Below are 12357 nucleotides of genomic sequence, written 5' to 3' on the forward strand. Positions count from 1 at the left end.
TTGGTGCCAATCATCCTGGCAATGCCACTTGCACCGATACGGCAACCCACCCTAGAGTAGGGCTCGCCTGCGCAGACCCGAGGGCTCTCAGGCAGGGAAGCAAACAACTCGAATTGGAATCAAACAAGATGAACAATAAGAAAAGCATACTGGCTGGCCTAATCGGGCTGGTCCTGCTGGCTGGCTGCAGTCAGGCACCGCAAGAATCCCCCAAACACTCCGGACTGGCGCTGGCCAATATGGACACCCGGGTCAAACCCGGCGATGACTTCTTTCGCTATGTGAATGGCAAGTGGCTGGCTACCGCCAAGATCCCCGACGATCGCCCCGCCGACGGTGCCTTCTACATGCTGCGGGACAAATCCCTCGCCGACGTGCGAGTGCTGGTCGAGGGGCTGGCAAAGGAAGATGCCGCCACCGGTACACCGGCCCAGCAGATCCGCGATCTCTACGCCAGTTATCTGGACCAAGCGGGCCGTGATGCCAAAGGGCTCACCCCGCTGGCACCGGCCCTTGCCGACATAGAGAGGATCCATGATCAGGCCACATTGGCCCGCGCGTTTGCGCAGGCAGGCAAACAGGGTGGCGGTGCGCCGTTCGGTATCGGGATCGATGCCGATGCCAAGGCCCCCGACCGCTATGCGGTCTACCTCTATCAGGGTGGCCTGGGGCTGCCGGATCGGGACTACTACCTCAAGCAGGATCCTGAGAGCCAGGCCCTGCGCCAGAAGTACCAGCAACATATCGCTGGCATGCTGAGTCGCCTCGGCGAATCTGACCCGAGCGGCAAAGCCAATCGTATTGTTGCCCTTGAAACCCGGCTCGCCACCATCCAGTGGGACAACGTGGCCCTGCGAGATCGGGAGAAGAACTACAACAAGCGCCCCGTCAGCGAGCTGGCACGTTTAGCCCCTCACCTCGACTGGCAGGCCTATCTCGATGCGGCTGGCATTGCCGCTCAGCCGGAGCTCATCATCGGTCAGCCAACCTATCTGAGCGCACTGGATCAGGTGATGGCCCAAACCCCCATCGCCGACTGGCAAGCCTACCTCAAATGGCAGTTGCTGACCGACTACGCCCCCTATCTCGACAGCGAGACCGACAAGGCCAATTTTGCCTTCTACGGCACCACCCTGAGCGGCACGCCCAAACAACGCGCCAGCTGGGAACGGGCCCTCGGCGTACTGGACAACCATCTGGGTGAAGCGGTCGGCCAGCTCTATGTGGCCCGTTACTTCCCGCCAGCGGCCAAGGAGCGGATGGAGCAGCTGGTGGAAAACCTGCGCACCGCCTATCGCCAGAGCATTGAAGAGCTGGACTGGATGTCGCCGGAGACCAAGACCCAGGCACTCGAGAAACTGGCCAAGTTCCGACCCAAGATCGGCTATCCGGACAAGTGGAAGGATTACAGCGCCATCGCCATCAAGCCGGATGATCTGGTAGGCAACCTTCAGCGTTCACAGGCATTTGAATACGCAGATAATCTGGCCCGACTCGGCAAACCGGTCGATCGGGAGGAGTGGCACATGTCGCCGCAGACGGTGAACGCCTACTACAACCCGAGCAACAACGAGATCGTCTTCCCGGCGGCCATTTTGCAGCCCCCCTTCTTCGACATGACAGCAGATGACGCAGTCAACTATGGCGCCATCGGCGGAGTCATTGGCCACGAGATGGGCCACGGTTTTGATGATCAGGGGGCAAAATCCGACGGCGACGGCATGATGCGCGACTGGTGGACGCCCCATGATCTCAAGGAGTTTCGCTTCCGCACCAGCCGGTTGGTGGCCCAGTACAACCGCTTCGAACCCATCAACGGCCAGTTCGTCAACGGCCAGTTCACTCTGGGCGAGAACATCGGCGATCTGGGCGGCCTCACCATCTCCCACAAGGCCTACGAGCTGTCGCTGGATGGCAAGGAGGCACCGGTGCTGGACGGCTTCACTGGCGAGCAGCGCTTCTTCCTCGGCTGGGCGCAGGTGTGGAAAGGGATGTATCGTCCCGAGCTGATGCAGATGCTGCTGCGCTCCGACCCCCACTCGCCACCCGAGTACCGGGTCAACGGCGTGGTGCCGAACATTCCCGCCTTCTACGAGGCATTCAACATCCAGCCGGGGGACAAGCTCTATCTGCCGCCCCAGAAACGGGTGAAGATCTGGTAAAGCACGCCTCTTGTGAGGCATAACAGAGGGGCGGATGCCATGTGTCGGCACCGCCCCATCTCCATACGTTGACGTCAGTGAACGGCCATGCCGCTCACCGCAGTAACAAGGGTAACGCCTATGAAAACCTTGCTGATGACACTCGGTCTGCTCACTCTGCCCTTGACCGGCCAAGCAGCGGAGAGCTTCTTCAAACAGCTGACACTCCCCTCCGGTCAGGTAATCACGGTGGCCGAAGGACGCGGCGAACCCGCCTCCATCGGCAGCTACGATGTGCGCCTCTACTCCGGCGCCAATCCCCAATTCCCGCTGGATCAGTTCATCGATGGCAAGGTGCTGCCGCGCGATGGCTCCATCAAGGAGCTGAAATTGCTGGATCTCAACGGCGACAAGCAGCCCGAGCTGGTGGTCATCATGGAGAGCGCCGGCAGCGGCGGCTACCTGAGTGCCGACGCCTTTACCATCAGTGGGCAGGAGGGGCTCGACACCTTCAACCATGTCGAGGGACTCGGGCCCAAGGAGGATGTGATCGAGGCGCTCAAAGATCCCAAGGACTGAGCGCCCCACCCACTGCAACGGGCCACAGCGATAACCACACTGCCGAAAGCGTGAATACGCTCAGACGCGACCAGCGTGGAGACACTCCAGCAAGATGTTGAATGCCGTGGCCATCTCCTCTTCCGGCACAGAGGCAAACCCCATCAACAAACCACGCCGATCCGTTGGCAACATGTAATAACGCGACAATGGCCGCACCAGCACGCCTCGCTGGTTGGCCGCTGTCGCGATGGCGACATCATCAGCCTCTGCAGGCAAGTTAAGAACCAGATGCAAACCGGCATTGCTGTTGAATCTGCCCAGCGCCTTTTTTCCCAAATGTTGCTCAATCAAGGAGGTGAGAAACCCGCGCCGCCTGGCATACAACAGCCGCATACGCCGAATATGAGCCGTATAGTGGCCCTCCCGAATAAATTGCGCCAAGGCACTCTGAATAATCAGATGACCACCGCGATAAAGCTCACTGTGGGCTGATTTCAACTCGTTCATCAACGGCTTTGGCAACACCACATACCCCAATCGCAGGGCCGGATAGACAGTTTTACTGAAAGTGCCGATATAAATGACCGGAGCATCTGCCTCCAGTCCTTGCAAGGCAGGGATCGGCTGACCGGAAAAGCGAAATTCGCTGTCATAATCATCTTCCACGATCCAGCCACCTGCTGCTCGCGCCATGCCCAGCAAGCGCTGCCGACGGGACAGACTCATCACGGAGCCCAGCGGATACTGGTGGGAAGGGGTGACGAAGATCAACCGTGGCCGCCCGGTCACTTGCTCAGGTGGCACCATGCCTGCCTCATCCACCGCCATCGGGCAGATATTCACATTATTGACCCGCAAAATATTGCGAATACCCCAATAACCTGGCTCTTCAATCCAGGCATCGTCCCCCGGATTGCACAACATGCGGGTGACCAGATCGATAGCTTGATGCACCCCTTCGGTTATCAGGATCTGCTCTGGTTCACAGTGAACCGAGCGCGATACGCGCAGATAGTCCACTAACGCGCGCTGCAACTCCGGGCTCCCGCCCTGATTGCTGTAGGTCAGACATTGCACGGTCGGCTGGCGGCTGATATGAGCCTGGATCTTGCTGAGAATATGATGGGGGAATGCATTGACATCCGGGACGCCGGGGATAAATACCCCCCATTGTGCCGGACAGGCACTCGCATGTTGCAACAGCAAAGTACCCCGTTGCGACAATTCGGCTCGCGGTGGCTCAGCGCACACCCCAATCGGCGCAATGGTGGCAGACAAGCAACGGTCTGGCACGATTTCCGCGACGAAAGTGCCACTTCCCTGACGTGAATATACATACCCTTCAGCCTGCAACTGCTCATAAACCGTTAACACAGTGTTACGTGACAACCCCAGCTCTTGTGCCAGATCCCGCGACGCCAGCAGACGGCTGGCGGGAGGCAGGCTACCGTCCAGAATAGAGGTGCGAATGGCGTTATAGAGTCTCTTATGCAGCTTGTCAGCAGGCTGTTCACCGAGACGCTGCAGCAACAGGTCACCACTTAATGTGTGCAATTGGCCCTCTGAATTAATCAAAATTGGCTCTGGATTATAGAGCCACACCCTGTGTAAATAAAGACAACTGTTTCACCAGTGTTAACAATTTAACTTTCGCGCTATCTGAAATATGGAGAAAACTGATGCAAAATGCAGAACTGAATCAACGACGTCTGGCGGCTACCCCGCGCGGGATTGGTGTGATGTGCAGCTTTTACGCAGAGCGAGCCGACAACGCGACCTTGTGGGATGTGGAAGGCAATGAGGTGATCGATTTTGCATCAGGGATTGCCGTGCTCAATACTGGCCACCGTCACCCGAAGGTGATCGCCGCCATTGAGAAACAGTTGAAATCATTCACCCATACCGCTTACCAGATTGTGCCTTACGAGAGCTATATCTCGCTGGCAGAACGGATCAACGCCTTGGCCCCCATCGAAGGCATTTGTAAAACTGCCTTCTTCACTACCGGGGCAGAAGCCGTCGAAAATGCCGTCAAGATTGCCCGTGCGTACACCGGTCGCCCGGGTTTGATCACCTTTGGCGGGGGCTTCCATGGCCGCACCTACATGACCATGGCCCTGACTGGCAAAGTGGCCCCATACAAATTGGGTTTTGGCCCCTTCCCCGGCTCGGTATTTCACGGCCAGTATCCCAATGCGCTCTATGGCGTAAGTACCGAAGATGCCATACAGAGCCTGGAGCGCCTCTTTAAAGCCGACATCGACCCGCAACAGGTTGCCGCAATTGTGCTGGAGCCGGTTCAGGGGGAAGGTGGCTTTAACATTGCCCCGGCCGAGTTCATGCAGGCGCTGCGCTCATTGTGCGATCAACATGGCATCTTGCTGATTGCAGACGAGGTGCAAACCGGATTTGCCCGCACTGGCAAACTGTTTGCGATGGATCACTATGCGGTAAAACCGGACCTGATCACCATGGCGAAAAGCCTGGCAGGTGGCATGCCGTTATCTGCCGTGGCGGGCCGTGCTGATGTGATGGATGCTCCGGCTCCGGGTGGACTGGGTGGCACTTATGCCGGTAACCCGTTAGCTGTCGCCGCCGCGCTGGCCGTGCTGGATGTGATAGAAGAAGAACAGCTGTGCCAGCGGGCACAACGCCTCGGCCAGCACCTTGTGGAGACCCTGCAACAGGCCCGCAACCACTGCCCGGCCATTGCTGATATTCGGGCGCGAGGTTCCATGGTCGCCGTGGAGTTCAACGACCCGGCGACCGGAAAACCCTCTCCGGAGTTTACCCGCGAGGTACAGCAAAAAGCGCTGGAGGCTGGCCTGCTACTGCTCAGTTGCGGTGTAAACGGCAACGTGATCCGTTTTCTGTATCCACTGACCATTCCCGATGACCAGTTCAATCAGGCACTGGCGATCTTGTCGCGCATCCTGAACCAATAACCGTCATCCCCTGACAAACACCCACTCCCGACCTGCGACAAACAGCGTGCCTGCTTAATGGAGGGTTGCGTACCGAAGAGTCTGGAATATGACATGGCAGGCGTTAACCGCACGCTGATTTCCGACGACATGGCCCCGGCTGGTGACCTCACACCATCGGGGCCATGGGGGAAAGATTGCGGGTCGGCATCGACGAATATCTGGCACTTGAATACCAGCATATCGATGCAAGCAGTTAACCCTGACGATGCCACTAGTCACCGATGGCCCATGCCATCGCAGCTCAAAGGATGAGTTATGTCTTACGAAAATACCTGTATTTCTCCGGCAATGGCCGGGGAGCAGGCTTCTGCTCCCGCGAAATCACTGAGTTTCATCGAAGGCGTGGCAATGATTGTCGGCACCAATATCGGCGCTGGCGTGCTTTCCATTGCTTACGCGTCCAGCAAGGCAGGCTTTTTACCCTTGCTGTTCTGGCTGGTACTGGTTGGTTGCCTGACGACGATCACCATGCTGTACGTGGCTGAATCAACCCTGCGAACCCGCGACCATCTGCAACTGACCGGACTTGCCCAACGATATGTTGGTCACTATGGATCCTGTCTGATGTTTGCCTCGGTCTGTGTCAACAGCGTGGGGGCACTCACCGCCTACATGACCGGCAGCGGGAAATTATTGCAATCGCTGTTCGGTATTTCCCCGGCTCTTGGCAGCCTGTTATTTTTTATTCCGGCAGCGCTGGTGCTCTACCTGGGCCTGAAAGCAATCGGCCGTGGCGAAAAATTTATCAGTATTGGCATGGTCGTCATGCTCACAGTGCTGGTTGTAGCCTCCTTGTTGAAAGAGTCTGCCGAGATGCGCCATCTGCTGGATGGCGACTGGCGCTTTATGGTCCCGGTCTTCAACGTGGTGGTGTTCTGCTTCTCGGCTCAATATATTGTCCCCGAGATGGCTCGCGGCTTTGGCGATAAACCCGCGCAACTGCCCAAGGCCATTATCGTTGGCATGATCACGACATTTGTCATGCTGGCCGTCGTGCCCATGTCGGTCATTGTGCTCGGGGGGCAGGAGAATATATCCGATGTAGCCACCATCTCCTGGGGCCAGGCATTGGGGGAGTGGGCATTTTTCTCTGCCAACCTGTTTGCACTGTGCGCCATGCTCACCTCGTATTGGGGATTGGGCGGCAGCTTTCTAACCAATATTTTCGACAAATTCCAGCTGGGTGATGATGAGCAGCCACTCAAGCGTTTTGGGGTGTTATGCTTGGTGGTAATACCGCCGCTGTTTTTGGCTTATGGTGGTCTGGTCTCTTTTGTCAATGCACTCTATTTCGCCGGCGTATTCAGTGGCGTCATTCTGTCGGTCATGCCGATGCTGATTTTACGCGGGGCACGCAAACAGGGCGATCAAGTGCCACTCTGGCAATGTAACTGGATCACCCACCCCTTTTTACAGGCCAGCATTGTACTGCTCTATTTGGGTAGCGCCGTTTATGCCATCGCTTCACTATTTGGTTACTTGCCAGCGGGTTGGTGATTGCACGGTTAAAACAGGCAGCAGCCATCATGGCGGGTACGTCCAATAACCTTTAACCTTCTGGCGCCCTTGTCCGCATGTTGCGAGGCTGGACAGCAAACGGGGTTGCTTTGCCACAGCTCACCGCTTGCGCAATCAGAGGCGAGTCGCCCGCATGACAACCTGTGGCAGCGCCAGCTCATGCTGGGCCGCCACCAGTTGCAGCTCGTAGGCCCCCGCCAGCCAGGTCTGGGCCAATACCGCATCGACGCTGGCGTTGGTGCGCTCGAACGCCGCCACCGGGGTGCAACCGGCCAGCAGATTGGCCAGCATGGTGGCGCTCAGCTGATCGCCCACTCCGATGGGATGGCGAGCAAAGGGGTAGAGCGGGCGGGAGAGGTGAAACGTCCCCTCCTCGCACACCAGCAACATTTCGAAGCGGTCCATGGCAAACCCGGCCTTGCCCAGATGCTTGACCATCACCAGCTTGACCCCTTGTGCCCGCAGCTGCTGGCACGCCTCCACCGCCTCTGGCACATTGCGGATATCGCGGCCGGTGAGCTGTTCCAGCTCCAGCAGGTTAGGGGCCAGTATATCGGCGCAGGAGATCGCCCGGTTTTTCAGAAAATCGGCGACGCCGGGTGCCACTATGCACCCCTTGTCGGGATGACCCATTACAGGGTCACAAAAATAGAGGGCGTTTGGATTGAACGCCTTCAGTCTGGCCACCGCCGCCAGGATCTCCTCCCCCTGCTCGGCCGAGCCAAGGTAGCCGCTCAGCAACGCATTGCACTGTGCCAGTACGCCAATTTCCGCCAGCCCGTCCACCAGCTGGGCGATATGCCCCGCAGGCATCACCATCCCCTGCCAACCGGCGCTGTACTGGGTATGGTTGGAGAACTGCACCGTGTTCATCGGCCACACTTCGATGCCGAGGCGACGCATGGGAAATACGGCGGCGCTGTTGCCAGCACAGCCAAAGACTACGTGGGATTGAATGGAGAGCACTCGCTTCATGGTTGGCGACTCACGCAATAAGAACAGGAATTCCGGAGGGAAAAACGGGCCTTGCGGCCCGTTGTTGTCACTTTCGACTGTTGTCACTGTCGATTAACGCAGCACCTTGACGGTGTAGCTGCCATCGGCCTGACGATAGAGGCCGTGGATGTCGGTCTCGAAGCCCGGGTAGTGGGCACCGATCTCGCACAGCATCTCGAGGAACTCGAGCACTGGCAGAGAATCCTTGGTCACCATCTCGCCCGGCAGCACCAGCGGTACTCCCGGCGGGTACGGCAGGATCATGTTGGCGCTGATGCGGTCAACCATGTCACGCAACGGCACCTCTTCCAGATTGCCAGCCAGCTCCTGCTGCCAGGCGGCGTGCGGGGTCATCTTCATCTCCGGCAGCACGTCGAACGCCTTGAACATCAGCTCCGGCAGACGGTACTTGCTGGTCAGGTCATGAATCCGCTGCGCCAGCTCCTGAATGCGCATCCCTTCGTAGAAGCTCGGGTCTTCACGATAGAGGCTCGGCAGGATGCTCTTGATGGTCAGGTTCAGGTCATAGCCACGCTTGAACTCGGTCAGGGCGCGCAGCAGCTGCATCGCCTTGGACTGATCGATACCGATGGAGAAGAGGAACAGCATGTTGTACGGGCCGGTCTTCTCAACCACGATACCGCGCTCGTCCAGGAACTTGGAGACCAGAGAGGCAGGGATGCCCTTCTCCAGCAACTGGCCGTCACGCCCCATCCCCGGAGTCAGCAGGGTGACCTTGATCGGATCCAGGTACATGTGGTCATCGTCGATGCCGTTGAAACCATGCCAGTCATCTTTCGGATCCAGCTTCCAGCACTCGACGGTGTCGATGTTGTCCGGCTGCCATACGTCGAAGAACCAGCCTTCGCTCTGATCACGCAGACGCTTGATCTCTTTGCGGAAGGAGATGGCGCGATCGATGGAGTCCTTGATCAGACGCTTGCCGGTGTTGCCACGCATCATGGCGGCGGAGATCTCGGTCGATGCCACGATGCCGTACTGCGGCGAGGTGGAAGTGTGCATCATGAAGGCTTCGTTGAAGGTCTCTTCCTCCACGTCACCCTTGATGTGGATCATCGAGGCCTGGGAGAAGGCCGCCAGCAGCTTGTGGGTGGACTGGGTTTCGTAGAACACCTTGCCCGGCATCGCTTCACCGCTCATGCCGCACTTGCCTTCATAGATCGGGCTGAAGTTGGTGTAAGGCACCCAGGCACTGTCGAAGTGGATGTAAGGAGTATCCAGCGCTTCCTTGATGAAGCCGGTGTTGTAGAGCAGGCCATCATAGGTGGAGTTGGTGACTACGGCGTAACGGGGAGCCTGGGCACCCGGCGTCGCAGCAACCTTGGCAGCGATGGTGTCGCGGCTGAATTCGCTCTGCGGGATACCACCCAGAATGCCGTAAGCATTGCGGGTCGGACGGAAGTAGATCGGGGTCACGTCGTTCATCATCATCAGGTGAGTGAGCGACTTGTGGCAGTTACGGTCAACCAGCACAGTGCTGCCGGCTGGCGCGGAGTACATGCCGACGATCTTGTTGGCAGTGGAGGTGCCGTTGGTAACGATATAGGAGCGATCGGCGTTGAAGGTACGGGCGATGTACTCTTCGGCTTCCTTGTGCGGACCTGAGTGATCCAGCAGGGAGCCCAGCTCCGGCATGGAGATGGAGACGTCGGCCTTGAACGCGTTCGGGCCGTAGAAGTCATAGAAGATGCTGCCGGCCGGGCTCATCTGGAAGGCGGTACCGCCCATGTGACCCGGAGTACAGAAGGTGTATTTACCCTCTTCCACGTACTTGAACAGCGCCTTGGTAAACGGCGGCAGCAGGGCGTTTTTATACTCTTCGGTGGCCTGACCCATCTTGAGGGCGATGTCATCAGCCATGCCGAGACGGTACTCGAAGAAGTGCACGTTCAGACGCAGGTCGGTCAGGTGAATATCCAGGGTGGACTGGTCGTTGGCGAAGGCGAAGATCGGCAGCTTCTCGTTGCGATCGTGGATCTCCTTGCACAGGCCCAGCGAGTATTTGTCCCAGTCGAAGATGGCGCCGCAAACGCGGGGGTTCTTCTCAATCAGCTTCAGCAGATCGGCCACATCGACCGGATAAACAACCTCAAAGCCCTTGCGCTCGAGGGAGGCTTGCAGCTGGCGAATGGGTTCTTCTTTAAAGAAAACGCCCAGGTGGTTGAGGATGGCAATGATATTCATCGTAATGCTCCACACGTAAAGGGGCGCTCTCCATCAGGGATGGTGAGTGAAGAGCGCTCGGAAGATAAAAGGGGGATTTAGTTGCTGGGCTGTTCGTTCAGCAGTGCATCGTGCTGACGCAGACCCAGTTTTTTGGCGTAGAACATCAGGATGATGAGCGACACCACGAAGGTAGCTGTGAGGTTGGAACCCTTGGCACCCATCAGGGCTACCAAGCAGAAGACGCAGGCCACACCGGAGAAGATCATCGCGCCGATGCTGCGGGAGGTCATGCCCTCAAAGCGGATCAGGTTAATGCTGGAGTAGAAGTAGGGCAGCATGGTCAGCAATACCGCATCGGTGGTCAGCACGTTGAACAGATCGGCAGCGTGAGCGGACTGGGAGGTGAAGGCGGTCAGGCCGATCATCAGGGCAGTCATCTTGAGGGAGCCGAGGATCAGACCCTTCTTGGCCACACCGTTCTGGTCCAGTTCGCCGTAGATTTTCGGGAAGTTGCCATCATTGGCTGCACGCTTGCCCGCCTCGCCCACCAGCATCATCCAGGAACCGAGCGAGGTGAAACAGGCCAGGGCAGTGAAGGCGGAGACGAACGGAGCAGTCCAGCTGCCGAAGATGGCAGAAGAAGCCATGGCAAACGGGGCGCCGGAGGCGGCCACTTCACCGGCCGGGAACATGCCGCTGATCACCTGGGTAGAGAGGATGTAGATAACCCCCGCGATACCGGTACCCAGCATGGTGGCGAGCGGTACGGTGCGCTTCGGATTCTTCACCATGCCGGAGGAGACGGCGGCAGACTCGACGCCGACGAAGGACCACAGACAGATCAGCACGGCGCTGATGACGGCATGCAGATCGCTGCCGCTGGTAGTGTTCCAGTTCTGGCTGTAAATCGCGGAATCAAAGTGACCCCAGCCCACCAGCGCTGTGCCCACCACCGGCAGCAGGATCAGCACCAGACCCAGAGTACAGAGTCGGCTCACCCAGCTACCGCCAAGCAGGTTGACGAAAGTGAAGACCCAGACCGCCGCGATGGTGGCGATAGCTGCCGGGATCGGATCGTTGAGGATCGGGAAGAAGACCGAGAGGTAGGAGACGCCGGTAATGGCGATGGCCAGGTTACCGATCCAGTTGGCATGGTAGTAAAGCACACCGGTCTGGAAACCGAACACCGGAGAGATCTCGCCAGCGTAAGCAATGGGGCCACCCTCTTGCGGGTTCTTGGTAGCGAGGCGGGCAAATACGAAGGCGAGGCCCATGGCGCCTACCAGACAGATTGCCCAGCTAAAGACAGAGATGGAACCGATGGTGGCCAGTGCGGAAGGCAGCAGCGCAATACCACTCCCCATCATGTTGCCGGCCACCACACCTGTACAGGCGATAAGGCCAATCTTCTTGCTCGTATCTTGGGACATAAGATCTCCGGTTCTATAAAAGGTCGGGTCGTCACATACACATTTGGCGGAATGCCCCGCCAAAGAATGGGCACAGACTAGGCCTCTCATCCCCGAAAAACATAAGGAGCAGCTAACGGATAAAAATATGAGCCAACTTTTTTTGACGCCATTACCAATTAGATAAAAATCATTTAAAAACAGCACCTTGACGGTAGTGCATAGAGTTTTCCTGATAAAACCTTGATATCCGGCGAGCCAGTTTGGCGTTCTTGATAAGCCCCTTATCTCGCCGTCTTGATATTTTTCCTGATAACTCGCCGGATAAAGGGTCTCGCATAGCACCGACCACATCGTACCTGCCACATCCTTCGCGCACTCATGCCATCTCCAATAGCCACAATGGGCATGAGCATCGGCGCATATCGCCTCCACCGGTATCTGCCCGCGCTATCCCACCCGAGGTCGGCACAGCCCCCCCTGCGCACGCCCAACCCAGCGCGCCCAACAGGCAGCGGTTCTCCCGGGGGTCAGTGCCGCACAAGAAACTGCCACAGG

8 protein-coding genes are annotated in these 12357 nt (G+C 58.0%); 4 read left to right on the forward strand and 4 right to left on the reverse strand.

The window, feature by feature from the left end:
* Positions 1-128 precede the first annotated feature (128 nt).
* Both ACE1BR_RS10275 and ACE1BR_RS10280 read left to right on the forward strand, forming a co-directional pair.
* Positions 129-2162, forward strand: a complete 2034-nt coding sequence (locus tag ACE1BR_RS10275; protein WP_374869937.1) for a M13 family metallopeptidase — start codon at positions 129-131, stop codon at positions 2160-2162.
* Positions 2163-2282: 120 nt separating this feature from the next.
* Positions 2283-2720 (forward strand): PliI family lysozyme inhibitor of I-type lysozyme, encoded by a 438-nt coding sequence (locus ACE1BR_RS10280; RefSeq protein WP_374869939.1) that lies wholly within the window; start codon positions 2283-2285, stop codon positions 2718-2720.
* A 60-nt stretch (positions 2721-2780) separates the two neighbouring features.
* Here the strand turns inward: ACE1BR_RS10280 and ACE1BR_RS10285 are convergent, their stop codons facing one another.
* Entirely contained in the window at positions 2781-4256 is a 1476-nt protein-coding gene (locus ACE1BR_RS10285) for a PLP-dependent aminotransferase family protein (protein ID WP_374869941.1), read from the reverse strand.
* A 125-nt stretch (positions 4257-4381) separates the two neighbouring features.
* Here ACE1BR_RS10285 and ACE1BR_RS10290 point away from each other — a divergent pair, with 125 nt between their 5' ends.
* Together ACE1BR_RS10290 and ACE1BR_RS10295 are read left to right on the forward strand one after the other, a co-directional pair.
* The gene (locus tag ACE1BR_RS10290; RefSeq protein ID WP_374869943.1) at positions 4382-5647 is read left to right on the forward strand and encodes a 4-aminobutyrate--2-oxoglutarate transaminase; all 1266 of its coding nucleotides are present in this window, start codon (positions 4382-4384) and stop codon (positions 5645-5647) included.
* 297 nt (positions 5648-5944) lie between these two features.
* On the forward strand, positions 5945-7186 hold the full coding sequence (locus ACE1BR_RS10295) for an aromatic amino acid transport family protein (RefSeq protein ID WP_374869945.1): 1242 nt from the start codon (positions 5945-5947) through the stop codon (positions 7184-7186).
* Between the two features lie 135 nt (positions 7187-7321).
* On the opposite strand, the gene pdxY is transcribed toward ACE1BR_RS10295, so the two are convergent.
* From pdxY to cadB, 3 genes are all read right to left on the reverse strand, one after another.
* Positions 7322-8182 (reverse strand): pyridoxal kinase PdxY, encoded by an 861-nt coding sequence (gene pdxY / locus ACE1BR_RS10300; protein ID WP_374869947.1) that lies wholly within the window; start codon positions 8180-8182, stop codon positions 7322-7324.
* A 93-nt stretch (positions 8183-8275) separates the two neighbouring features.
* On the reverse strand, positions 8276-10408 hold the full coding sequence (locus ACE1BR_RS10305; RefSeq protein ID WP_166463379.1) for a lysine decarboxylase CadA: 2133 nt from the start codon (positions 10406-10408) through the stop codon (positions 8276-8278).
* Positions 10409-10485: 77 nt separating this feature from the next.
* On the reverse strand, positions 10486-11820 hold the full coding sequence (gene cadB, locus ACE1BR_RS10310; RefSeq protein ID WP_374869949.1) for a cadaverine/lysine antiporter: 1335 nt from the start codon (positions 11818-11820) through the stop codon (positions 10486-10488).
* Positions 11821-12357: the final 537 nt, after the last annotated feature.

Source organism: Aeromonas sp. MdU4, assembly GCF_041929505.1.
Lineage (GTDB): Bacteria > Pseudomonadota > Gammaproteobacteria > Enterobacterales > Aeromonadaceae > Aeromonas.

What these genes read in the sequence shown, in the direction of transcription:
- ACE1BR_RS10275 (WP_374869937.1), top strand. Translation starts at nt 129, where the DNA reads ATGAACAATAAGAAAAGCATACTGGCTGGCCTAATCGGGCTGGTCCTG.
- ACE1BR_RS10280 (WP_374869939.1), top strand. Translation starts at nt 2,283, where the DNA reads ATGAAAACCTTGCTGATGACACTCGGTCTGCTCACTCTGCCCTTGACC.
- ACE1BR_RS10290 (WP_374869943.1), top strand. Translation starts at nt 4,382, where the DNA reads ATGCAAAATGCAGAACTGAATCAACGACGTCTGGCGGCTACCCCGCGC.
- ACE1BR_RS10295 (WP_374869945.1), top strand. Translation starts at nt 5,945, where the DNA reads ATGTCTTACGAAAATACCTGTATTTCTCCGGCAATGGCCGGGGAGCAG.
- pdxY (WP_374869947.1), bottom strand. Translation starts at nt 8,182, where the DNA reads ATGAAGCGAGTGCTCTCCATTCAATCCCACGTAGTCTTTGGCTGTGCT.
- ACE1BR_RS10305 (WP_166463379.1), bottom strand. Translation starts at nt 10,408, where the DNA reads ATGAATATCATTGCCATCCTCAACCACCTGGGCGTTTTCTTTAAAGAA.
- cadB (WP_374869949.1), bottom strand. Translation starts at nt 11,820, where the DNA reads ATGTCCCAAGATACGAGCAAGAAGATTGGCCTTATCGCCTGTACAGGT.